We start from the raw sequence: 23,778 nt of genomic DNA on the forward strand, positions 1-23,778 counted from the left end.
CGCTCCGGACCCACAAGTACCGGCGCACTTTCAGCGTTTCCAGCGGTGACCAACAACGTTGCTGGCTCCAGGCGCTGAAACCAGGATCCAAACCGGGCAGTGAGACGGGTAGGCCGTTCCACCGCGCGGTTGTGGCGGCGTACTGCACAGACACCTGGTAGATGCCCGGCTCAGGCCGGTGACATCACAAGGTCACCGGCAGAGCCCGTACGTCCCCCCTCCTGGCAGTCACGTTTCCCGTGGGGCCGGAGGTCGCGAACGTCGGGCTCGGGCTGCTCTGGAGCCGCTCTATCCGTGTAGCCAGATCCGCAGTGGACCAACCGGCTCGAAGCCGTGGCGCACGGCGGTCTCCAAGTCAGCACCGTGCTCGTAGCCGACCACCGGCAAGTCCGGGAACAGCCGGTGTACCGCTTCCAGTACGACCGGCCAGGCCGCGTCAGGACCGCCGTCCGACGCGAAGACGTTGGAGATTCCGACCACCTGGCCGCTGCGGCTGGCCACCGCTCCGGCGACCACCTGGCCGCCCGGGGCCCGCCCGGCGAGCACGAAGGTGGCCGGGTCGTCGAGCAGTTCGGGCCGGAAGAGGTCCGCGTTGCCTTCCTCGTCGTCCCAGGCCAGTGCCCAGGCGCGCAGCGTGTCCGGTGCGTCGGCCACCTCCCACGCGAGATCGGATGAGATGGCGGGTGCAGTCGCCGGGCGATGGATCCACTGCGCCTCGAACAGGACCTGGAAGCCGGCCGCCGTCAGGTCGAGGTCGGCGAAACTGTCCTTGACGGAGGCGCCCGGCGCAGTGGTGTCGATACGCGCCGCCAGCCCGGCCGGGTCGACACCCGGCACCAGCGTCACCGCGTCGGGGTAGTACTGCGGCGTGCGGGCCGGGGCCGCCCAAGCCTCCGGGCCGAACTCGCTCACCAGGCCGTGCGATCGGCTCATCGCTGCGCACCACTCGGCGTTGTTACGGGCGGCGGCCCGGACCATGAACTGCTTCGACGTTGTCACGAGCGGATCATGGCTTGTTGGCGGCCGGTAGTCGAACGCTTTTCCGTGGGATCCCCCTATGGCCAGGGCAAGCCGAACAGCTGCCAGCCCGTCCCCGGCTCCTGGTATGTGAGGGAGTAGGGCCGGAGCGAGGCGGGTCGGTGATGTGGTCGGCGGCCGTGGCCGTGGTCGACGACGTCCCTCAGTGGATGACGGTCGCAGGTCTTCTTGCAGGTCGGTGCCGCATCCTGGCTTGTCGAGCGCGCGACGACGCGTGCACCGTCCAGGTCCCCCGTCACCTTGCCGCCCGCATCCGGGACCCGGTCGCCGACCACGGGCCAGATCCGGGTACGGACTCCGGACCGTGTCCGACGGACGGCGTTCAGTATCTTCATGCCCGAGGCAGCGAGGACGTCGATGAGGCGAGAAACGGTAGGAACCGATGCCACCTGGCCAAAGACGGCCGGCTCGGACCGCAGCATGGCGATGCCCGCGAGGCGGTCTCCGCCGAGCGCGACTGCCGGAGCAAGGTCGAGCAAGATCTGTGAGCACGGCAGAGTCGCAGCGCCGGAGCAGGTGAGCCTGCGGGCGGCGCGCGGGACGAGGACCGAAAGCCCCATGCCGGCTCTCTCCGGTGGAGGCTCTTGCGGGTCAGGTGCCGAGCGGGTCAGCTGTCGGCTTCGGTCTCAGGCCCGGGTCCGTCGCCGATGGCGACGCGCAGGTCATGGATGCCTTGCAGGATGTCGATGAGGGCTTCTTCCGCCCCGCTCAGAGCGTGTCGGGTTCCCTCTGTATCGCCCTGCTCGGCGTGCCACTGTGCGCTGAGCGTGTATACCGCTGTCATGACGGCTGCGAAGGCGGCCTCTCGGCCGGGTGGCAGTTCTTCCGCCTCGGGTTCGGAGACCTGCAGCGCGGTGCGCTGCAGCCGGTTCGTCAGGACGTTGATCGCCAGGCCGGGATCTGCTCCCACCTGTTCCCCCCAGCCGAGCAACGTCTCAAGGACGTCCTCGATCTCCTCTTCCTCGGTCAGACGGGTCGCGGCGGTGATCTCAAGTTCCGTTTTCGCCAGCAGACTGCCGAGCAGGTGCAGGCGGTCTTCTTCCTGCGGCCCCTCGGGTCGCTTCTCCGGATCTGCTGCCGGCTCAGCTGCCAGAGCGGCCAGCGCCGCGTAGATCTGCCCAGCACTTACCGGGCGCTCGCTACTGATGCTCACGCCTACAGCTTCACCCGGCCAAGGCGTATCCGCCCGCCCAGACACACGGGAATTCGGCCAGTGGGCCGTCCTGGCGTCGGTGGCCGCTTCCCGGGTGCGGGGAGCCCGCAGGCACCCCGCAATGGCACGGCCGACGGTACGGACGAAGTTCGACAAGCAGGTCGGGTGGACCGCAGGAATCCCTCATGCTCGGCATCGGCCGCATCCTGGCCGGCCGCGACGTGTAAGGCGTGAAACGCACACCGCCGGCTTCTGACGCTCCGGCACGCGCACCGGACAAGGGCATCCGCTGGGGCGTGTGATCACTCAAAGCCGCGTGATGATGAAGTGGTACTGGATCACGACGCCCTCACCGCGTCTGCCGGCATTCCGGGGTGAGGAATCCCCGGGCGATGGCATTGAAGGCATGCGGCGCCGTCACGGGCAGGAGATGCCCGGTGTGCGGAACCACGGACAGGTGGGCTCGCGGGACGGCCGCCGCGGTCCGTCGGGCATCCGGCAGACCGGCGCGATCGCGCTCCCCGCACAGCACCAGCGTGGGCGCGGTGATCTGCGGAAGTACACGGGAGAGGTCGCTCGACTGCAAAGCGTCCAGCACCTCGATCCATCCGTTGCGATCGGGCAGGTCGGAGACCGCGCGGACCAGCCAGCGCACCATGCCAGGCGCTTCCCGGCACCACTGAAGCCGCGGCTGGCGGTCGAGCGCCCGCCCGCCTGTTGCACGGCAGTGACGATTCCGGCATAGACCAGCGCAAGATGGCAGGTGAGGATGATCACGTCGCGCGCCTGACCAGTGTTACGGCGACCGAGGGACATCGTGACCGGATGGCCCGCTGTGGCGCCGGAAGGCACAGCGCGCGAGGGGATGAACCACCGACCGCTACCCATTCCCAGGGGGAATCATGTCCTTGACCCGTCCGGCTGCTCGGCGCCTCGGCCTGCTGTGCGCCGCCACGGTCGCCGCCCTCGTCCCGGTCGCGGGCGCCGTGCCTGCCGCCATGGCCGCACCCGCCGCGTCCGACACCGCGCACCCGGGTGTCGTGGCCGGGCAGAACCCAGGCGGCACCATGGTCCGTACCGAGCAGCTCGCCTCCGGTGGCGGATTCGTGGAGATCTACCGTGTCTCGGCCTCCCACTACTGGGGCCGGATCGTCACCTACTACGGCACCAGCGTCATCGACGCGAACGGTGAGACCGCGGCGCTCCAGGACAACGGCGAGTACACGTTCCTCACCCCGCAGGGGCACTTCGGGGACTGGATCGCCGTCTCGGGCAAGAACCAGTTCCGCGGGCCCGGCACGTTCACGATCGCCCGCGGCTACACCGCGATCGTCGAGCAGACCGGCAAGAACCAGTGGCGGGCGAAACTGAAGCGTCCCGCCGGCGGTGCGTTCCTGACCCTTCAGACACACGCGGTCGACGACGGCCACGGCAGGCTGTCCCACGTCTACGCCGGGGAGGAGATCGTCGACCCGGGCGGCAAGGCGATCTACGTCGTCCTGAGCGCGGACGGCATCATCACCTCCTTCGACCCGCAAGCCGCCACGGGCGGTGAGCCCCCGACGGACAAGTGCACCGCCACCCGCGTACAGTCCATCGGGGCGGGCACCCTGGCGCACATGACCAACCGCCCCAGCGGGCCCCGGGTCTCCTTCACGTCGGTCTACGACGACGGCAAGGAGCGGCCGGTGCTGATGCCGCTGGACAAGAGCCACCCCTCGCTGCCCGCTGACGCCGGCATCCTGGCGCGGATAACGGGTGCGAACACCGCGGCACCTGAGCTGGTCACCCGTGTCGAGGGCGGCAAGGGTGCGCCGGAGACGGTCACAGCGTTCCCGGCGGTCCCGAAGGGCTGCCGCGGCACGGGCACCGGTACCTCCACTGTCTCGGGCACGTCCGGTCTTCCGGTACGCACGGCACGCTGATCGAGACCGGCCATCACCGTGCGGCCCTTGTCCGCCGCACGCGGTCTGAACCTCATCAACCCCTGTGCGCCAGTGCGCCCGCTGGTTGTGCCTGGCCGACGGTCTATGGCCGCCGTCGTCTCCCTGCGAACGACCCGCTCGGCAATCCGCAACGCGTACGACGGCCCGCAGGCGCACACTCCGGGCCGGCTTCCTCAGCCTGAGGTGGTACATGGTGCACAGACCGGCCGTGGCGGTCTGTGCACCATGAAACCGACCGAGCACGATCCAGGGTGATCAGGTCTTCAGACCGGCCAAGGCGCATCGACCACACCGCTACCTGACCGCTCACCGATGTGAAGCCTGCGTCTCCCTCGTCGATCGGTTGACTGGTCCCGGCAGACGACCACGCCTGGGTCTTCCGATGTGCGCTCATCGACCACCCGACATGCGCAGGTCCCGGGGCGCCGAAGCCCTCACCCCGAAGAGCCCGGGTTCCGCCACGGATCTTCGCCCGGCCTGCTGACCCGCCCACGGATACCGGCCGGTATGCCGATAGCGTTCGTTTCGTGATCGCCCTCGATGCGCTCGTCCGCCTCTGCCCGCCGCCCGCCGATCCGCCACCCGCAGTGGACTGGGCGCAAGCCGAGCGCGCCCTTGGTACGGCTCTGCCCGCCGACTACAAGCAACTCGTCGAGACATACGGCGACGGCATCTTCGATGAGACGATCTGGCTGCTCGTCCCCGACTCCGCCTACGGCGACTGCGACTTGCACACGCAGACGACGGAACGAGACGAGATCCTGGCCGACCTGTGGGAGTTCGAGGACAAGCCGGCCAGCCTGCAGGAAGCGGGGGCGATTGTCCTGCCATGGGCATTCGAGGAGGGCACCGGAGCGTTCCTTTACTGGCTGGCGCGGCCCGCTCAGCACCCCGACGACTGGACGGTGCTCTACAACGAGGGGCGCGGCCCCCTGTGGGAGCACCACGACATGGGGTGCGTCGCCTTCCTGCTGGCGGTGCTCACCGGAACGGCGCAAACGGAGTACTTCGGCTCCCTCTACGAAGTGCTGCAGCCGACGGAGCACCGCTTCGCGACGGCCGGCCAGACCCTTGGAATGACCGGGCGGTGATGCTGTGGGCCATGAGGACGCTCCAGGCACTCGGGCCCTTCTGAGTACGAGACTGAGTACGGCGACGGTGTCGCGGGCCTGGCTGGGAGTGTTCGGATGGCTTCATGACTCCGACTCCTTCCGCCGCTCCCGTGACGTCCGCTTCCCGCCGCCGGTTCAGGGTCCTGGGGCTGTCCGTTGCCGGGCCCGTTGCGGTGTCCCTGCTCGTGGGGTCCGTCACGGGCTGCTCCGCCATGGCGGGTCCAGTCCGTACCGAGGCGCAGTTCCTGGAGCACGTACGCGACACGGAAGCCGCCGGCGAGGACACAGTTCTCTTCCTGGGCTCGGTTCCGGACTCCGTGCTCCTGGGAAGGTCCAGGGCCAGCTCATCCTGTGTGGACGACTTCGGTGTCGACCGGGGTGACACCCACCGGGACCAGCCGTCCGTCTCCTGGGCCCCGGATTTCCAGCACGGCGACGCCGGGTATCGCGCGGCGGTCGCCGAGCTTCGCAGGCGGTGGTCCGAGCGAGGATGGAAGGTGACGACGGAGCCGGTGACCGACCCGGTCACCGGCAAAGCGACCGGCCTGCAAGAGATCCACACGACCGACGACCACGGCGTCGCCCTGTCCCTGAGCCCCGGGCGACGTACCGGCGAGGGACTGGTCGTCGCCGACGGCGGCTGCGTCCGCCACGACGGCCACTGGGACACAGACGACTGGAGCCTCTACTGACAGGCCCCGGCGACGTGTACGCCGCCCGTCTTCTCGCCGAACCGGCAACGTACTTGGCGAGCAGTGCTCACTGGGGCGCTGGAGGAGCCGAGAATGAGTACGTCTGCGCGCCTGGTTGAGTAGAGCGCCTCATGAAGTGCACGAGGGCTGCCGACGATCATCGGCTCATGAATCCTCAGACGTATGCGAAGCTCTACGGCCCGTGGAAGCCGACCCCGCCGGCCACAGCCCATCCAGGGGTCACATTGCTGACGGCTGTGCTCGGCGTTGCCACGGCCCTGTCGATGGCATGGCTGACTTTCCTGGTCGGCATGGTCGCACTGTGGGGCGCCGCGGAAGGGGCGGCCGTCGGGGGCTTTCTCGCGCAGTACGCGGCGGGCGTGGCCGGCGGTGCCGCACTGCTCGCCGCCCTCGCCTTTGTGCCCGCGGTGCGTCGCATGACGCCGGCCGGACGCCGGCTGTTGCTGACTGCGGTGGCGTGCCCTGTCCCACTCGTGCTGGCTGTCGTGACCTGGCTGGGCGCTGGCTGACCGAAGTCCCGGTGGACCGGGGTAGGCGGCGCCTGAAGCGGTCCCAGCCGACCGAGTTGCTACGGCGTACCCCTCGTCACGTCCCCGCCGGCGCGAACCTCCGCGACCACGCCCTGCTCCCCGAAACCCTCCCGGAAGTGAGCCTGGACGCCGGCTACGACTACAAGCCCGCCCACGACGGCTTCGTCCGGAGGGGCATCACGCCCAGGACCGCCAACCGCGGCACCAGGACCCCGATCCGAACCGACGGCCGCTGGGTCGTGGAGCGCACGAACTCATGGATGAAGAACTTCGGAAAGCTCTGGCGCTGCACCGGACGACGCGGCCCTTCTTCCACTTCAAAGTGATTTTTCCCTGTCAACTCGCCCCAACCATAAGGAACACGACGTAAAAGGCGTGGTTGGCTGAGTGTGAAGTAGCGTCCTCCTGTGTGACGTTGGTCTCACGGTGACGGTCTGTGTGTGAGGTGAAGGAACTGCCCGCTCCCGTAAGGGCCTGCCCGTTCACATGGATCGCACAGGTGTTCCGCCCTGTGTCGACTGCCGCAACTGTGACCGCGGGTAACGAGCCCGGCGGTCTTGAGTCTTGCTGTGTGAAGGACCTGCGTGCATAAGGTGATGATCCGCTCCCGGAATGGACCAGACCAGTCCGCTTCCTGCGAGAAGGGCCGGCGCGTCTTCGGGGGAAGCGCCACACGAATCCAGCCTCCCCACCCCCCGAGGAGGCTGGCCGCTTCCCTCCCAGGGCGTGACCCGGAATACGGGGCCACACCTTCATAGAGAGGGATTGCGCGTGTTGCGCAGACCACCCAGACCACCATCGAGCAGACGCGGACGGGCGAGAAGACTGGCGACTCCGGTCGTGTCCATGGCTTCGCTCGGCCTGCTCGCCACCCTGGCCGTCCACCCCGAACTCGTCACCCACGACCAGGGCGGCGTGACGCCGGCGGCTGATTCGTACCCCTGGTACACCGACACGGCGGACGAGCAGCTGCGGCAGGACCAGTGCCTGATGACCGGGGTCCTGCGGTTGGGCGGGCCCACGATGGCCGGCACCGCGCAGGACGGGCTGAACCAGCCCGCGGACAAGTTGCACGCCCTGGCCAACCGTGACCACTGGGACAAGACTCCGCTCGCGGGTGCCTACCAGAAGGACCGGGACGCCTACGACAAGCAGCTCGACGACCTTCACAACCTCAGGAACGCCTGGCAGAAGCCCCTCGCCGGCCTGTCGACGCCGGCCGGGTTCACCGACGCCGACTTCCACTGGCCTCCCGGATCACCGGGGGACGGCAAGCAGGACTTCTACACGCAGACCGGCCTGTCGAAGTGGATATCCGACCGGTTCTGGAAGGACGACGCCGACTTCTACCAGGACCCCACCGCCAAGGCGGACGACAAGACCGTCAAGGCGTTCAAGGCGATCGCCGATCCGCTCTACACCGGTGACCCCGACCCTTCCCTGCCGCCGGAGGCGCGGAATCGTCTCTACGCGGAGAAGTCCGCCTACGCCTACCTGAACTTCGGGGACCAGTACTTCGCCGACGACCTGCGACTGTTCCTGACGTCGGGCGGTTTCCCCCGCACCGCACCGGATCCGGACTCCCCGGAGTACCGGGTCGCCGTGGAGGACGTGAAGACCCGGTTCGCGGCCTGCTCCTGGCGGGACCCGATCGACCCGGACCAGGTGCTCGGCGACGTCACCAAGACAGCGGCTACGGAGTGGCAGCAGGAGATCTCCTCGCAGGCCACCATGCGGAACACCATCCTGGACGCCAACGAGGACGCCGTCACCAGCCTGACCAAGGCCGCCAAAACGCTGGGTGACCTGCTCGGCCAGTCCTGGACGGCCGATCATCTGGCCCGCTGGCAGGACTACTGGCAGCCGGGCGGTCTGGGCTGGGTCGGTGACGCCGACAACATCGTTCAGGTCGTCAACGCCGCCGGCAAGTGCCTCGACGTGCAAGGGTCCGGCACCTCGAACGGCACCCCGGTGCAGGTGTACAGCTGCAACAACAGTGCGGCACAGCGATGGAAGATCCACGGTAGCGAGGACGCCGCCCAGCTCGTCAACGTCGCCTCGCAGAAGTGCCTGGATGTCGCCGGGAACAACGACGACAACAAGACGCCGATCCGGATCTGGCAGTGCAACGACAGCCCCGCCCAGCGGTGGACGCTGAACATGCAGTCCGACACCGAGATCAGGAGTGTCGGTACAGGCAAGTGCCTGGACCTGCACACGTTCGACAACGGGCAGAACGCCTGGCTGTACGGCTGCAACGGCACCGGTGCGCAGAAGTTCCGGGTCAAGCCGCTCGGCCACAACGGCACCGACGACGCGAACTATCCGGACAAGGCCCAGTTCACCAAGGCCAGTACCGGTGTCACCAACGCCCGCAGCAAGGCGAAGTCCCTGCTGGACGACCTGAAGACGTTGCAGAAGAGCGCGGCGGCGGCGGCGAAGAAGTCCGGTGACGCCGAAACCGCCTCCTACACTGTGGCGGATCAGCAGGGCGCCCCGCGCGGGCGCGGCCTGCTGGCGGGGCAGCAGAAGAACCAGGTCACCCAGGGCATCACCGCAGCCGTGGACGCCATGGAGAAGGCCGGCGAAACGGCGGAGGCCGCCACCCGCGCCTCCGGCTCGGACAGTGACACGATCGCCCAGCGCGCGATGGCTCAGGCCGCGCAGGTCAAGACGGAGTTCCGCCGGCAGGCCGCCCACACCGCAGAACTGCAGGCCAAGGCGGCAGCGGATGCGGCGAAGGTCCACCGGGACAACGCCAAGGCCGATGCGGACACCGCCAAGCAGAAGCTCGGCGAAACCCTCGCGGCGGAGGACAAGGCGAAGGCGGCTGCCGCCACCGCCCATGCCCGCCGCCTGGACGCGGAAGCCGAAGAGGCCACGGCGAAGCAGGAGAAGGCCAACGCCGCCGCCCACCAGGCCGATGCCGACAAGTTCAAGCTGGCCGCCCAGGACGAGGCGGGCAAGGCCAAGGACGCCAAGGACAAGGCCGAAGCCTCGGAGAAGACGGCCGAGGACAAACGGGACGACGCCAAGGCCAAGGCCGACCACGCCCGTGACATGCGGGACGACGCCTGGGACGCCCAGCAGAAAGCCAACGTCGACCGCACCAAGGCCGATGCGAAGAAGGCCTACGCCGACTCCCTCGACGCCGGCGACGACGCCGACAAGGCGCGTCAGGCCGCGAACGACGCCGACAAGCACGCCACCGATTCCGAGAACGCCGCGAAACGCGCCCAATCGGATGCCGCCGCGGCCACACAGGCCGCCCAGGACGCCGACGCGGCAGCCACTCGTGCCGAGGCGGCAGCGAAGCGGGCACGAGCAGACTCCGACGCCGCACAGGCCGCCAAGGCCGACGCCGACAGTGCCGTGCGGACCGCCACAACGTCAACGGCGGATGCGATCGCCTACTCCCAGAAGGCAGCCGGCGAGGCACGGGCGGCGGTCCGTCTCGCGGACCAGGCCGAAACAGACGCGAAGACGGCGAAGGACCAGGCCGAGGCCGCGAAGAAGGACCTCAAGACCGCCCTGGTCGCCGCCGCCAAGTCAGCCGGCTACGCGCATGTGACCGCGCAGGCGGCGGTGGATGCGAACAAGTCGGCGAAGCAGGTCGTGAAACCGGCCAACGACGCGATCGAACTCGGCTCCCCCTACGTCGACAACGACTCCACGGCCGAACTGGTCGTACTGACCGGGCAGGCGTCGAAGACCCTCGCCGATCAGCAGAAGACGGTTGCCGACACGCATGCCAAGAACGCGCAGGCGGAGGCGGATGCCGCGAAGAACATCGCGGACCAGGCGAAGGACGACACCAAGGCAGCGTTGCAGTCAGCGGCCAACGCCGCACGATCAGCGGCGGACGCACGCGGCTACGCCGACCAGGCCTTGGACTACTCGGCCCACGCCGCGAAATCAGCGGCGGCTGCTGTGGACTCGCTGAACCGGGCGAAGGAGTACGACCGGCAGGCCGGCGTAGACGCCGCAGCCGCCGACGCCGCGGCCACCAACGCCGAGGGCTACGCCAAGGACGCCCGCGCCTCGGCCGACGAGGCCGCCCTCGACGCGGACGCCGCACACAAGGCAGCCGACCAGGCCGCACAGGACGCCAAGGACGCGAGGGCTGCCGCCAACCGGGCGGATGCCGCCGCCACGGATGCCGAGCAGTACGCCAAGGACGCTGACAAGTACGCCAAAGAAACCCAGGACATCGCCACCGAAACGGAGAAGAAGCAGGCCAACCAGGAACTGGGCAAGGGCTCCATGACGGGCGTCCCCGGCGTGTTCGTCGTCCCGGAGGACGGCACCTTCCAGGTCCTCAGCGGCACCCAGCAGGGCAACTGCGTTCCAGGGATGCCGCAGGCAGCCATCGTCGGCTGCGACGCCACGTACAGCAACGTGCACGTCAGCTACGTCGGCGACTTCTACCTGTGCACCGACGACAACGCCCCCGCCACGGCGGACGGCTGCCCGCAGACGGCCTGGCGTCTCCTGGAGCGGAGGCCGCTGAAAGACGTCGTCATCAAGAACTGGCAGCACCACTTCTCCGGTGAGGACGTCGTCCGCGCCGGATGGCAGAACCTCTTCGGCGAGGTACCCGGCAACATCCTGTTCGAGTTCTTCGGCAAGGACATGCTCAAGTGCCTCCACGGCAGCGTCGCCGGATGCGCCTGGGCCTACGCCGCCTACGGCGGAGCAGACAGCGCACTCAGCGAGATCGCCAAGGACGTCTTGGACCTCAACCGCGCGGTCAAGTCCGAGGACGGCATCGCGGATGCCTGGAAGTCCCTCAAGGAGTCCGGACTCGACGACGAAGCCATCGCCGGTATCGGTAAGAAGGAAGCCGACGAGATCGCCGCAGCCTGCCGGAAGAACAGCTTCCCGGCAGGTACACAGGTCCTGATGGCAGACGGTTCCCGTAAGGCGATCGATACGATCACCACGGACGATCGGCTTCTGGCCACCGACCCTCAGACCGGGGAAACTCGCCCGGAGCCGGTCACCGACACCTTCGCGCACCGCGCGGACCAGTTGGTCGTGATCACCTTCGCCGACGGCGGACGTGTCCTCACGACGCCCGGCCACCGGATGTACGTGACGGGCCACGGCTGGACCATCGTGTCGGAGCTGGCCGCCGGCGACCGGCTCAGGACCCCGGACGCCAAGACGGACATCGTGGCCGGCCTGCGGACGCTGACAGCACCGCAGACGGTCTGGGACCTGACCGTCGATGACCTCCACACCTTCTACGTGCTGGCCGGTGCAAAACCGGTCCTCGTTCACAACTGCGAGGGCGAACTCAGCGACGCCCTGTACGAAGAGATCGATGCGCGCTACGGCCCGGACATCGCCGACGGTGTGGAATACAACGCGATGAGGATGCACGACGGCACTGCGCAATCCCTCGACCACGAGATTCCAGGCATTGGGCACAACCTGAAGTCGCTCGCCGACTACCTGGCGGGCTGGCGCAACAAGTTCACCTACCGTGATGTGCAGCAGGGTTCACAGGTGGTCTACGACCCGGGCAAGAGAGTGCTCGTAGTGAAGACACCACGCAATATCCACGCCTACCAGTACACAGTTGATCAGTGGGAGAAGGGCGTGCACAAGGGCCGGTACGTACCGCTGAATCCCGGAGGAGGAAACCCGTGAGAGGCAAACCGTTCGTCCGGCGAGAGGGGAACGGGTTCGCCGTGCGGTTCGTCGGGGCACAGCGCGACCTCGTCGGCGAGGCACTGCTCCTGCTCGCCTGCAGGAGGGAGGGCGAATCCGTCCTCCAGGTGTGGGCCGGGTGCGGTAGACAGCAGCTGGAAGAACTCCACGGCAGGATCCAGAGCGCCGGTGATCGTGAGTACGTGTTTCTCTCAGCCGGGGAACTGCATACTCTGCACGCCGTGCTGACGTCCGTGTACTGCATGTTCGCTTCGGAGGAGGCCTTCCACGAGCAGCTCGGGTTCTACCGAGAGAACCTTTTCGCCCTGGTGAGCGGCCTGATGGTGACAGTGAGCCAGGCTGCCACAGCCGAGTAGTCGGGTCCATCGGTCCGTCAGGCCCCGCCGAGGCTTCCGGCTTCGGCGGGGCCTGCTGCGTGCTTGTCCGCCTCGGGACAGGCAGGGGCATCCGGCTGCGGCCCCGGCCCCCTTAGAAGGGTTCGGCGGCCCGCAGGAGATCCTGCGGAAGGTAGGGGGATTCGACGCGGATGGCCCAGCCGCGGCGGCGGGCGTGGCAGGTCAGGGCGAGGATGTCCAGGTCCACGGAGGCGCCCGCATCCTTGGCGCGGTCGGCGACCTGGTAGTAGCAGCGGTGGGCTTCGAGCGCGTCGGCCAGGGCCAGGTTGAAGCTCTCCTCGTCCCCCTCCACGAGCTGCGACAGCAGCACGGCCGGCGGCATGGCGAAGCCCGAGTCCTTGGCCTTCTCGGCCTGCTGCAGCGCCCGCTGCGCGGCCGGCTCGGGGTCGGTGCCCTTGAGGTAGGCGTGGAGGGCTTCGCGGTACGCGCTGAAGGCGGAGCCGTCCGGGCGGGCGAAGGCGGGGCCGGTGAGGACGAGCGGGGCGAGGTCCTCGCGTGCGCCGGTGATGAGGGCGAAGGCCGTGGCCCGCTGCCAGTTCCCGGCGCAGGCTTCCTCGCCCCGCCGGGCCGGGTAGCGCAGCGTGCGGCCGTCGATGGTCACCTCGACCTCGGTGCCCGGTTCCGCCAGGGCGATGCGGAACAGGGCCGCTCCCATCTGGGAGGCCAGCCGAAGGTTCGCGAGCAGGGCGTCCGTGTCGCCGCCGGGGTCCCCCGCACGCCACTTGATCAGGCGCTCCTGATCGTCCATGACGCTGCCCAGCTCCCATACAGCGAGGGGTTCTTCGCCGACGGGCGTGAACGCCTCCTGGAGGTGTTCCTCGTACATGGCCTCGATCCGCGGGTGCACTGTCCGCTCGCAGGCCGGTCGTTCGACCACCAGAGGGCCCGCGGCGAGCGCGGCCACCGCGTCCGGCCGCCGGTGGCGGCCGAACCCGCCGACCCGCGGGCCCCGCGTCTCGAAGCCGGTGACCAGCGCGTGCGGGAGGTACTCGGTGCGGACTGCGGGCGCCCAGCCCAGGGTCCGGTAAGCGAGCGCGGCGAGGGCGAGGGGAACGAGCGGGAGAAGGCTGCGGGGCGAGGCTGCGGGGCCGTGCAGGGTGCTGTACCTGGCCAGGAGGTCGGCCAGTGCGGCGTCGAAGGCGCCTTGGTCCTCGGCGGCCAGGGCGCGCAACGTGAGCAGCGCCGCGCTGTACGGCCTGTCGAGGAGGGGCTCGCCGGTCTCCTGGGCGCGGCTACGGATACGGTTCAGGGCCGCGTCGATCGCGGCGAGCTTGGCCTGCGCGCTCGGCGGGTACTCCTCGTCGTCGCCGGTGTCGTCCAGGACCACGGCCATCAGCCCCGTGGCGAACTCGCCGACGGGCGTTCCCTGCGCCTGCTCGGCGAAGTTCTGCCGGGCGAAATCGAAGGCCTCACCGTGCCACTTGGCTTTGTCCCTGAGGACGGTCAGGCAGAGCGCGTCGATCCACTCCCCGGGCGTGACGCTCTCCTCGGGGGCATCCTCGCCCGGGGCGTAGCTCATGCCGAAGTTCACATACTCCAGGAAGACCTGGAAGCTGCAGTGCGGATGGTACGCCGCGTAGGCGACGGCGCCGGCCGCGGCTTCGGAGGCGTCCTTGAGGGCGGCCTTGGCCTCCGGGGTGTCGAGGCCGGGTGTCTCGACGGAGAGGGCGCCCAGGTAGTCGAGGAACTCCTCGGCGATCGACTGCCATTCGTAGGTGGCCATCCGGCCGCCCCGCGACATGGACCGCACCTGCCCCCCGATGCGGTTCGTGAAGTCCTCGCGTGCCGCCGACAAGACGGCCCCGCCCACCTGGTGACGCTCTATCCGCACTGCCCTGCTCCTCGATCGATCTCTGCGACAGCCAGCCTACGTCCGGGGTCTGACAGGCCGGGCGACTGACTGCTGTGACCGGGGCGCTGGCCAGGCCGCGGGGATGTGTGGCAGTACGTCAGCGGCGATGCGTGCCGTGCCGCCGCTGGAAGCCTCAAGAGCCCGGGCTGGCCTGAGACTTCGCGCGCCCGTGCTCAGCCGAGGCTTGGCCGGCCGAGGACCTCCCGCCCGTAGTGCTGCTCTGCTGGTCAGCCGGGGCAGCCGGCGGGAGGGCGAGCCGGGCGCGAAAGGCGGGGGAGTGGAGGAATGCCTTCTCATCGGTGCACATACGGGCTGTGGCGAGCGGTGAGGCACCAGTCAGCGTCCGGGATCGTGGGCGGAGGTAGCGGTGGTCATGCCCGGCCGAGCGTATCCGTAGCCATCGGCGTGATCTGCCGACTCTGCACCGACGTGCGCCGGGCGGAACCACTGGCCATCTGACCGCAAAGAGCCCGCCTGGTGGTGAGACCGAGAACTTGGCTACCTGGCGCCCAAGGCGACCAAGATCACTCCGCGTGGTTGGCCTCGGTCCAGGCGTCGATGATTGCCGCGGGGACGCGTCCGCGGGGCGGTAGGTCGTAGCCGTTGGCTCGGGCCCACTCGCGGATGACGTTCGTGTCAGGCGGGAGCGGGGTGGAACCGGGGGAGGGAGGAGCTGAGGCGTGAGGGGCTGATGGGACGAAGGCTGTGGCCGCTTGCCGGAGGGTGACCGGGAATTGCGGTACGTCAGTCTCTCCGCTCAGGACAGAGGCGAGGAACTCGGTCAGGGCTCCGTTGAAGGTGTACCACCCTGGGCCGCGTGCTTCGTTGACGGTGAGGTGCCAGGGGTCCGGATCGTCCCTCGGCTCCGTGATCCAGAAGAGGTTTTCCCCGTTGTCGGTCACACCCATGGCGAACAGGCTGCGGGGTGCATACGGGACGGGCCGGCCGGCAGCCCGGTCGCGCTGCAGTTGCTCCTGCATGGTCGTGGGCACCGATCCGGTGAGGTTGACCCATTCCGTGATGCCGTGCGGGTGAAAGATGCGGATGAATCCGGCGAAGGCCCCGGGGCCGTAGGTGGCGGCGAGTTGCTTGTAGTCCTCGGGTAGGCGGAATCCGAGTGTGGCCTCGACGGCGTCCCAGTCGACCGGTGGCGGGTCGGCGGGGGGCGGGCACAGGCGAGTGAGCCGGTCGATGCTGGTCACAGGAGTCCTTGACGATGTAGCAGTTGTTGGGCGTGAGCGAGCTGGGCTTTTTCAGCGGGCCGTCCAGGTGGTGGCCTCGGTGGCCATGGTCTTCGAGCTGAATGCCCTTCGGTACGAGTCCTCCAGGTCGTCGGTGTACTCACGGTAGACGTTGTAACGGACGATCTGGCCGACTGGGTCAGCGGTTCCTCAGCAGTGGTCCCACCACCAGGAGATGCGCGGGTAGGGCAGGGGGCTGGTGTCGGTGGTCGACAGTGAGAGTGCCCAGCAGGCGGATGTCTTGATGACGTCTTCCAGGGCCATGCGTTGTTCGGGTGACGGGTTGTAGCGCAGCGAGCACAGGGTGACTTCGGTGTTGGTGATGACGAAGGTGCCAAGTAGCTCGACCAGGTTGCGCAGTGGCGGCTCGGCGGAGGCCATCAGGCGCTCACGCAGGCGGAGGAAGAGAAGCATCAGGCGGTCGCGGGTCTCGATGGCTGCGGCGACGGCTTGGTCGAAGGAAAGTCCGCGGGTCGCCCTCAGGACCTCCAGGAAGTTGGTGGAGGGCTGACCTTCCGCTCTCTCCTTGTGGAACGAGAAGACATCGTTCTCCAGGGCACCAATCAAGGATGAGCATTCGATGATGGCCTGGACCGCGGGTGTGTGCCATTGCTCGTCGGGAACGGGCGAGGGACCACACATGTCGACGAATACTGCGTAGAGGGGGCCGCCGAAGTCCAGAAAACGCATGGCGATGTACTCGTCCTCGCTGGGCACGTCGAAGTGCAGCTTGTGCACACTACTGGTGAGCCCGAGCCTGAACCCGGTGGTCAGGCGGTTCACCTGCGTCGGCGTGCACACCGCCCGTCGTTGTTCCACCGCGTCGTGAGCCGCCGCGACGTAGACGCTGTCCTGCTCCGTCACGTGGTATCCCGGAGACTCCACAGCACGGAGGATCTGGCAGATATGACGGATGAGTTCGCTGGGCTGGCTGCGGGCTTGGGGGTGATCGAGCACATCGTCGTCGATCGCGAGCGCCCACTCCATCATGCAGCCGATCCCGCGAAGCACTGCCTCGCTGGTCTCCGGGGTGGAGACCCTTCCGAGGCACCAGGCCAGGATCGTGCCGGGAGAGTGCGACGCCGGACTCTGTTCGCGGAACCCGTACGACTCCTTCCACGCGGTGACCTGGGCCGCGACGCCCGTGGGGATGTGGGAAATCTCCGGCATCGGCAAGGGGTAGTGGAAGCGCGGCGCGCCTCCCCGCTGAGCGGGAATCGCCGCCCGGTCCGCATCTGGTGCGCTGCTCATGCATGCTCCTTCATCGGTGCTGAGTCCTGTGAGGGCCGCAATCTGTGCCTGCGGTCGGCCGGAGGAGATAGTTGATGCCGCCCCGATTGTGCGAATGCGGCGGCATGGTCAGTTACGAGGGCGGTGAGGGTCCAGGCTGGAAGCCGGTGCCCGTTCGGCTTCGAGGGGCGCAGCGTCGCGTGGTTCCGCCGTTGTGGGCCGGTGGTGTCGGCTGGGTCGGGGCAGGGCGTTGCGGGTGCGGTGGTGGAATGCCAGGAGACCCAGGAGTGCGGCGACGGCGAACCACAGCAGTTGCAGAGCGAGGTATACCGGTGCGGAGGTGGTGGAGAAGCCGGCCGCGGTGGTGGCCTGGACGGATCCGTAGGTGGGCAGCAGGTGTGTCAGAGGGTTGTCGGCGCCGGAGCTGACGATGGGGTTTTGCAGGGCGACGTCGATGACGCTGGTCATCACCAGGGCGAACATACCTTCGACCTCGCGGCGCAGCAGGGATCCGAAGACCACGCCGAGGGCACCGTAGGTCAGCGCGGCGCAGAACAGGGCGGCGGCCAGCAGGAGGGGCTGTTTCGGTGTCCAGGCGATGCACATGGCTTCGGTGGCGTAGGCGGCAAGGAGAGCGGACGCCAGGACCAAGGAGGCGGCCTTGGCCATGACGAGATGGGTGCGGGGGTAGCCGGCCATGGCCAGGCGTCGGTCGAATCGTCCGCCGGTGAAGGCAGCGGCGAACATCGTGAACCCGGTGACCAGGGTGACGGCGTTGAGGGCGCCGGTGATCTGCGTCAGCTCATTGCCGGCAGGCGCCAGCCGCTCTCCGGTGGATGCCAAGCGGAACGGGGCTGCTTTGTCGGGGATGGTGAGGTAGACCAGGCCGACCCAGGTGGGAATGAAGAAGACGACCAGCAGCATGGCGAACCGGTTACGGGCGTGCTCGATCAGGTCGTACCGGGTCGCCGTGGTGAACAGGCTCAGGTGTGTCCTCATGCCGGTGCCGCCGTCTCCAGGCTCAGCGCACCCGCCTCCAGGCGCCACAGCTCATCCAGGCGTTCGGTGTCGTAGGCCGGATGGGAGACCACCAGGACAGAGCGGCCGGCGTCGCGCAGCTGGGCGGCCAGTTCCCAGAACCGCTGGTAGGTGTCCCAGTCGAAACCCTGGTACGGCTCGTCCAGCAGCAGAACCTGCGGATCGTGCATGAGCGCGAGCGTGAGGTTCAGCTTCTGCCGGGTCCCGCCGCTGACTCCCCGGCCCGCACATCGGCGTACTGGGAGAACTGCAGAGCCTCCATGACGCTCTCGGCATGACGCAGATCGTCAAGCGCGAAGGCTTCTGGAAGAACTCCCAGTGCTGCCGGACGGTCAGGGCGTCGTTGAGGACCACATCCTGCGGGCAGTAGCCAAAACGCCCCCGGTGACGCACCGCGCCACGATCCGCACGCAGTTCACAGGCCAGGATCTTCAACAGGGTCGTCTTGCCCGCGCCGTTCTCGCCGACGATCCTGGCCAGCACACCAGCCCCGAGGTCCAAGTCGAAATTTGATGACACGGGCCCGGCCAGGCCCACAGCCTCATCGTCAAACCGCTCGAAGCGGTGAAACAGACGCACCACGTAGCTCGATCCGTCGCGTGAGTGCAGCTGCGTGGAGACCAGCTCTGCCACGAGTGCCCGAAATGGATGGACGGCTGGGGGCCGCAGTTCTGCCCATGCGACCAGACACGGGGCGGGATCACTGCCGGGTACGTCCGCTGACTCTGAGCGCCTGATCACGTGTGTGAACGTGTTCGCGATCCGTGGCCGGACCGCCATCCACGCGTGAGTTCCCGCCCGAGTGCCGTCAGGATTCCGCGACCCCCTGGGCGCTTCCCTCTGCACCGGTCTCTGCCTGCGGTGCCCCCCGCGTGCCGGATCGGTGACTCGGGCGCGAAGCGGGTCTTCGGCCCGGCGCGGGCGATTCGCCAGCGGATGTAGGTGGCGAGGGCGGCGTTCTGCTCCTGGTGGGTGCGGTGGTCGGTGCCGTTCAGGAAGTAGCGCAGGGGGCGGTGGCCCAGGCGCGGACCTCGGCGTGCCGGTGCGGTGAGAAGTTGTCCAGCACCACGTACAGCTTCTCCCCGGGCCATCGCTCCCGCAGGGTCTTGAGCAGGCCGAGGAACTCCGCCACCGCTTGCGCTTGCGGATCCGGTAGTAGATCTCCCCGGTGGCCAGGTCCAAGGCGGCGAGCATGTGCATCACGCCGCCGTAGCGGTGGTAGGTCGCCCGCAGCCTGCGGGACCTGCCCACCGGGCGCCAGGTTTTCCCCTTGCGCGGCATCAGGTTCAGCGGCCCGAACTCGTCGGCGCATATCACCCGCCCATCGGCCGGCGGCGCGTCGTAGAACGTCAGGACGCGGTGCATTTTGGCGATGAAGTCCGGGTCGGTGGACGCCTTCCAGGTGGTTGTGGTCTGCCGGGAGACCTTGCCCTCGCGCAGGATGCGGCGCAGCGTCTCCCGGCTGATCTTGGGCACGACATGCCGGTCGACGAGGCGCTCGGTGGGCTTGGCCAGGCTCCAGGTGGTGAAGCCGGTGGTGCCGTCAGTCGGCGGGGGACGTCCGGGCGATCAGGCGGATGTGTTCGGGCACCCGCTCACCGGGTTCTGGGTGATGGCGGACAGGCTGTCCGGGTGGTCGCGTGATGGACCAGTTCGGCAACAACAGCGGCACCGGCCGCGGCCTGCGCGACGAACTGCTCCGACTGGCCGGCGCCCGAGGAGGACGTGCGTCGGGTTCTGCCGGGTGCCTGTCATCGGCGCGAAGGCGGAAGTGGTCGGGGCGGTGGAAAACCTGCTCGCCGCGGCTGGCCGACACGTTCCAGAGGGCGACGATGCCACCGGCCCGCAGGTCCGTGCCGCCGACGGTGACGTCTCGTACGACGACGCGCCATGGCCGTCCGCGTGCTCTCGCCGCCACCGAGGACCAGGCTGCGGCACTGAAGACGAATCTCGTCGTCGGGGGCGGTCCGCCGTCGGGCCATGGGGAGCCGGACCTGCTCGTCGACGACGTCCGCGCCTGCTTCCGTACCCTGCGCGACCACGCGGGACAACCACTCGTGACGCCCGCCTCCATCCACCCGAATGCGGTCCGTGTCGTCCGCAGGATCCGCGGCCAGGGCATGCAGATTCTGAACTGCACCCCGATGCACGCTCGGTCCGTCACGGACCGAGCCGTCCCGCCCTTGCCCGCTCCGGTTCCGCCCCGGCCGGAGCCTCGGCCACGCCCTGGAGAACCTATGGCACGCATGCCCGGCGCCGTCTGGCGGCCCGTCGTCAACGCCCACAAGAACGGTGTCCTCGAACGCCGCGGCTTGGTCCTGCACGTCCAGGCCGGCACCAACAGCCCCTTCGGCTTCTTCAACAATCCCGCCAAGCAGGTCAGCTCCGACTTCTGGGTCAGCACCATGGGCCGGATCGAGCAGTACGTCGAGACGGGCGTCGACTACGCCTTCGCGCAGCATCTGGGCAACCCGTACTACGCCAGCGTGGAGACCGAAGGCCACCCGGACACCCCCCTCACCCCCGCCCAGGTGGAGGGCGTTGCGCACATCTACGCCTGGGGGAACTCCACCTTCGGCTGGCCGCTGCACGTCGTGGACAGCACGACCCAGCCCGGCCTGACCTGGCACGGCGTGGGCGGCGACGCCTGGGGCGGGCACCCGCACTGCCCCGGTGACAAGCGCAAAGCACAGCGCGGCCGGATCATCGACCGAGCGACGGAGATCCTGGGACTCGACACGGACGGCGAGCCCAGCATCGACCTCGGCCGCCTCATCACCCTGATCCGCTCCGACCCGGAGGCCGCGCAAGGCCGCCCGACCTACCCCGAAGGCGTCCGCCTCGTCGAGGGGGCGCTGCACGCCGAGGGCCTGCTCGACAACATCAACGATGACCGCGACTTCGAGTGCCTCACCATCACGGCGTACGCGGCGTGGCAGCGGCTCCTCGGGTACGAAGGCGACGCGGCGGACGGCGTCCCCGATCAGGTGTCCCTGACCAAGCTCGGCCGGAGGCACGGGTTCACGGTCACCGCCTGACCGAGCAGGTCGGCGGCACCAGCAGGCACTTTGCCATGGCCGCCGCTGCCGATTCCGCACTTGTGTCCCTCAGTTGTCCTGGTCTCACATGGTGTTGATGGCTGCCCGGAGTCGTAGCCAGGTCGGGTCCGTTGCAGATGCTGTGGCGACGGCTTCCAGGTCGCCTGGCTCCCAGGTGCGGGTTCCGTCGGTGGTGACCCCAGGTGTGCCACAGGTCGCCGCCGTCAGGGACGTCGGAGGTTGCGTCCAAGAATGCTTCAACTGCAGCCTGCGGCATGTCGTCGTCCCCCGTGCCCCCCGTCTCGGAGCAGTCGGCGTTCACGGCCAACACCACAAGGTCGCCCTGACGGCGGGCGACGACGAGTTCACCTGCTGCCGTGCAGCCCAGCGCGGACACCGGGGTGCCGGCCGACACATCCTGCTCGCTCGCCTGCGAAGCCTCGACGTCGACCTCTATCAGGGTCCCGGCAGGTGTCCCGAACCAGAGCACGCCGGGCCGGTCGCCGAATGCGTTGTTGCGACGTGTCCAGGCGTGCAGCCTGGCCAGCCTCGCCGTCTCGCCCTCAACCGACTCGAAGCCGTCGTACGCAACCGGCTCAAGCGCCTCCAGCGCCGGCCTGACCCTCGACGAACCGGCGCCACCTTGACGAGCCGACATCGGTGAAGGGCGCGATCGGCCCGCCCGCAGGCACCTGTTAGGTTTACGAGGATCGTAAAGACGCAAAGAGAACGGGTGTTGTAGTGCGCAAGGCGCGATGGATAGCGGTCGCGACCCTGGCCGTGGCCGTGACGGCCGCCGGGTGCGGCGGCAAGAGCGCGGGTGGGAAGACGGCACACGGCACGGTTAGTGCCACCACTGGCGTGGCGAAAAAGCCGGCCGGCGCGGCTCCGTCTCACGGCACGCTCCTTGAGCGAGCGGCCGGCACCTGGAAATACATCGCCACCCCCGACGACTCAACGCTGGACACGCTCGTCATCAAGGACGGCAAAGCCACAGCCAAGGGCGCGAAGCTCTCGTGCACGGGCACCTTCGTGCCGACGAAGAAGAACGGCCGGGAATCCGCGACCATCACCTACACATGCCAGGGCGGCAAGGACGGCGGGCGCGGCCTGGGGCACCTGAAGGTGGACCCGGACGGCTCCTCGCTCGTGATCGACTTTGACGGTCCGCCCGGCGGCTGGGGCGGCCCGGTCGACAGCTACCGTCGAGCCTGAATGCCGGTTCCGTGCACTCAGACGAGTGACGACCACTTGCGCAGTGCAGGCCTTGGCCGTCGGCCGCCCCCGTAGCCCATCCAGGCACAACGCCACGCGATGGCCCAGTGGCGCGGCTGACGGCGGCCCACTGACACGAGTGTTGGTTCGGGCCGGGCTGAGTGTCAGTGCCGGCGCGTATGTCACGGCGGATGAGCTGGGACGTATTCATCATGCCCTTTCCGCCCGAGGCCGGGGCGACGGACGAGATCGACGGGGACTGGGAGCCGTCGAGCCTGGGGGGCGGGCCGGGATGTGCGCGCTGTCCTTGCAGAGGCACTGCCGGGCCTCGAATACTCACAGGGCGGGTGGGACAATGATGAGGGTCCCGGCTTCTCCATCGGCATCCCACTTGGCGACGGGGTGGCCGAAGGCGAACTCGCCGCCGCGCGTCCTTCGCGGTCACCGTCGTCCCCTTCCTGCGGGTCGCGACCCGCCCCGCGCTGGCGGAGGGGTTTGGCGAGGAGCAGGCGTAACGCTGCGCGCCGCACCCGAGTGATGAACCGTCCGGACCACATGACCGGCGGCGACATCCCGCCCGGCTCTTTGCTTGGGCCGGGAAGCGTAGGCAGCGCGGTGCGGCAGGCCTCGGCAAGTGTCCTCCGCAGCGGGGTGTCTCCGCCGAGCAGAACCGGGACGAGGACGGGGAGCACCACAGCCGTCTGCGTCCCGGGGGGAGCGCACCGACTTGAGCTCGGCGAGCGCGGCGCGAGCTCGTTCCTCACCCAGGACCGCGGCGAGGCGCGCGGCCTCGTGCTGCCGCGCTCGACCGCCCCGACAGGACCAGGTTGGTGGGGTGCTCGGTCATCCGGGCTACCAGTTGCCGTCCCCTCTCACACCCGCACGGCCTTCAGGACCGAGGGCGGGGCACCTCGAAGTAGGTCCCGTCTGAGAGAGCCGGTCGGATGTCCACTTGGAGGACTGTTCCGTACCGGGCACGGATGGACGGTACGGCTTCGGGGCGCTGGGGGGTGATGTCGCACCGGGAGTACACGGTGGATTCTGGTGGGCAGGCTGGCGTTTCCTTGCCCTCCACCTGGTACAGAGGGGGCGTGGTTCCGTGGGGCGCCGTGTCCCATGTGATCTCCACATCCTCGTTCACCGACTCCAGGTAGGGAGCGGGCATCAGTTGCCCGTCGGGATCCACGCCCCGCATCCGCTGGTACGCCAGCGCGTAGTCCATCGATCCCCCGGACCCACTCCCGGGGCCGTTGACATTGGGCTGCCACTCTGCGATGTGCGCGGCGCCGATACGCCGCAGCACGTCGGCGACCTCACCCTCGACCCCGAACACGGCATGCCCGCTCATCGAGCAGGTCAGCAAGGGGCCCGTGGCGGACTCGAAGAAGTTGCCCTCGCGGGCTGTGTCGCATCTGTCCTCGAACATCGTATATCCGGGGTGCAGGCCCTCCACGTGGCTGAACGGCGCCAGCAGCCCCCGGATATGCGTCTCCTCCGAGTCGCGCTTGCGCTGTGCGTCGGCTCCTTGAGCCTTGGCCCGCAGATCACTGTCGGCGGGCAGTCGGGAGCATGCGGTGACCACCGTCATCATCAACGCACAT

At 68.6% G+C, this 23,778-nt stretch carries 19 protein-coding genes and 2 pseudogenes; 9 read left to right on the forward strand and 12 right to left on the reverse strand.

Annotated elements, in window-relative coordinates; genetic code table 11:
• Window positions 1-288 precede the first annotated feature (288 nt).
• From ABT171_RS34500 to ABT171_RS34515, 4 genes and pseudogenes are all read right to left on the reverse strand, one after another.
• Complete coding sequence (locus ABT171_RS34500) at window positions 289-999, reverse strand: hypothetical protein (RefSeq protein WP_351250345.1); 711 nt, start codon at window positions 997-999, stop codon at window positions 289-291.
• 119 nt (window positions 1,000-1,118) lie between these two features.
• Window positions 1,119-1,523, reverse strand: a pseudogene (locus ABT171_RS42010) (IS1380 family transposase); the annotation flags it as partial.
• A 122-nt stretch (window positions 1,524-1,645) separates the two neighbouring features.
• Window positions 1,646-2,191: a hypothetical protein gene (locus ABT171_RS34510; protein ID WP_351250346.1), complete on the reverse strand. Its 546-nt coding sequence runs from the start codon at window positions 2,189-2,191 to the stop codon at window positions 1,646-1,648.
• A gap of 349 nt (window positions 2,192-2,540) precedes the next feature.
• Window positions 2,541-2,954: an alpha/beta fold hydrolase gene (locus ABT171_RS34515; RefSeq protein WP_351250368.1), complete on the reverse strand. Its 414-nt coding sequence runs from the start codon at window positions 2,952-2,954 to the stop codon at window positions 2,541-2,543.
• A gap of 139 nt (window positions 2,955-3,093) precedes the next feature.
• Between ABT171_RS34515 and ABT171_RS34520 the strand changes: the two genes are divergently transcribed.
• From ABT171_RS34520 to ABT171_RS34550, 7 genes are all read left to right on the forward strand, one after another.
• Window positions 3,094-4,116 (forward strand): hypothetical protein, encoded by a 1,023-nt coding sequence (locus ABT171_RS34520; protein ID WP_351250347.1) that lies wholly within the window; start codon window positions 3,094-3,096, stop codon window positions 4,114-4,116.
• Window positions 4,117-4,664: 548 nt separating this feature from the next.
• Window positions 4,665-5,228: an SMI1/KNR4 family protein gene (locus ABT171_RS34525; RefSeq protein ID WP_351250348.1), complete on the forward strand. Its 564-nt coding sequence runs from the start codon at window positions 4,665-4,667 to the stop codon at window positions 5,226-5,228.
• Window positions 5,229-5,461: 233 nt separating this feature from the next.
• Window positions 5,462-5,941 (forward strand): hypothetical protein, encoded by a 480-nt coding sequence (locus tag ABT171_RS34530; RefSeq protein WP_351250349.1) that lies wholly within the window; start codon window positions 5,462-5,464, stop codon window positions 5,939-5,941.
• A gap of 167 nt (window positions 5,942-6,108) precedes the next feature.
• Window positions 6,109-6,471: a hypothetical protein gene (locus ABT171_RS34535; RefSeq protein WP_351250350.1), complete on the forward strand. Its 363-nt coding sequence runs from the start codon at window positions 6,109-6,111 to the stop codon at window positions 6,469-6,471.
• Window positions 6,472-6,608: 137 nt separating this feature from the next.
• Window positions 6,609-6,818, forward strand: a complete 210-nt coding sequence (locus ABT171_RS34540) for a hypothetical protein (protein ID WP_351250351.1) — start codon at window positions 6,609-6,611, stop codon at window positions 6,816-6,818.
• A gap of 520 nt (window positions 6,819-7,338) precedes the next feature.
• Window positions 7,339-12,147, forward strand: coding sequence for an RICIN domain-containing protein (locus ABT171_RS34545; protein WP_351250352.1), 4,809 nt, complete (start codon window positions 7,339-7,341; stop codon window positions 12,145-12,147).
• The gene (locus ABT171_RS34550; RefSeq protein WP_351250353.1) at window positions 12,144-12,524 is read left to right on the forward strand and encodes a hypothetical protein; all 381 of its coding nucleotides are present in this window, start codon (window positions 12,144-12,146) and stop codon (window positions 12,522-12,524) included. Before ABT171_RS34545 ends, ABT171_RS34550 begins: the two co-directional genes overlap by 4 nt.
• A 112-nt stretch (window positions 12,525-12,636) precedes the next feature.
• Here ABT171_RS34550 and ABT171_RS34555 read toward each other — a convergent pair whose 3' ends face one another.
• The 6 genes and pseudogenes from ABT171_RS34555 to ABT171_RS34580 form a co-directional block, all read right to left on the reverse strand.
• Window positions 12,637-14,373: an immunity 49 family protein gene (locus ABT171_RS34555; RefSeq protein WP_351250369.1), complete on the reverse strand. Its 1,737-nt coding sequence runs from the start codon at window positions 14,371-14,373 to the stop codon at window positions 12,637-12,639.
• 566 nt (window positions 14,374-14,939) lie between these two features.
• Window positions 14,940-15,617 (reverse strand): Lsr2 family DNA-binding protein, encoded by a 678-nt coding sequence (locus tag ABT171_RS34560; RefSeq protein ID WP_351250354.1) that lies wholly within the window; start codon window positions 15,615-15,617, stop codon window positions 14,940-14,942.
• Window positions 15,618-15,806: 189 nt separating this feature from the next.
• On the reverse strand, window positions 15,807-16,907 hold the full coding sequence (locus ABT171_RS34565) for a terpene synthase family protein (RefSeq protein ID WP_351250355.1): 1,101 nt from the start codon (window positions 16,905-16,907) through the stop codon (window positions 15,807-15,809).
• Between the two features lie 108 nt (window positions 16,908-17,015).
• Window positions 17,016-17,885, reverse strand: a complete 870-nt coding sequence (locus ABT171_RS34570; RefSeq protein ID WP_351250356.1) for an ABC transporter permease — start codon at window positions 17,883-17,885, stop codon at window positions 17,016-17,018.
• Window positions 17,882-18,461 (reverse strand): annotated as a pseudogene (locus tag ABT171_RS34575) (ATP-binding cassette domain-containing protein). Before ABT171_RS34575 ends, ABT171_RS34570 begins: the two are co-directional and overlap by 4 nt.
• A gap of 454 nt (window positions 18,462-18,915) precedes the next feature.
• Window positions 18,916-19,056 carry a hypothetical protein gene (locus ABT171_RS34580; protein ID WP_351250357.1) on the reverse strand — a complete coding sequence of 47 codons (141 nt, stop codon included), beginning with the start codon at window positions 19,054-19,056 and terminating at the stop codon, window positions 18,916-18,918.
• A gap of 1,105 nt (window positions 19,057-20,161) precedes the next feature.
• On the opposite strand from ABT171_RS34580, the gene ABT171_RS34585 reads away from it, so the two are divergent.
• Window positions 20,162-20,962, forward strand: coding sequence for an N-acetylmuramoyl-L-alanine amidase (locus tag ABT171_RS34585; RefSeq protein WP_351250358.1), 801 nt, complete (start codon window positions 20,162-20,164; stop codon window positions 20,960-20,962).
• Here ABT171_RS34585 and ABT171_RS34590 read toward each other — a convergent pair.
• Window positions 20,952-21,620: a hypothetical protein gene (locus ABT171_RS34590; RefSeq protein ID WP_351250359.1), complete on the reverse strand. Its 669-nt coding sequence runs from the start codon at window positions 21,618-21,620 to the stop codon at window positions 20,952-20,954. The two genes, ABT171_RS34585 and ABT171_RS34590, sit on opposite strands and share 11 nt — an antisense overlap.
• A gap of 83 nt (window positions 21,621-21,703) precedes the next feature.
• Here ABT171_RS34590 and ABT171_RS34595 point away from each other — a divergent pair, with 83 nt between their 5' ends.
• Window positions 21,704-22,177: a hypothetical protein gene (locus ABT171_RS34595; protein WP_351250360.1), complete on the forward strand. Its 474-nt coding sequence runs from the start codon at window positions 21,704-21,706 to the stop codon at window positions 22,175-22,177.
• 889 nt (window positions 22,178-23,066) lie between these two features.
• Here ABT171_RS34595 and ABT171_RS34600 read toward each other — a convergent pair.
• Window positions 23,067-23,768, reverse strand: a complete 702-nt coding sequence (locus ABT171_RS34600) for a hypothetical protein (protein ID WP_351250361.1) — start codon at window positions 23,766-23,768, stop codon at window positions 23,067-23,069.
• Window positions 23,769-23,778 lie beyond the last annotated feature (10 nt).

The sequence above is a fragment of the Streptomyces sp. NPDC001851 genome, from assembly GCF_040297165.1.
Taxonomy (GTDB): domain Bacteria; phylum Actinomycetota; class Actinomycetes; order Streptomycetales; family Streptomycetaceae; genus Streptomyces.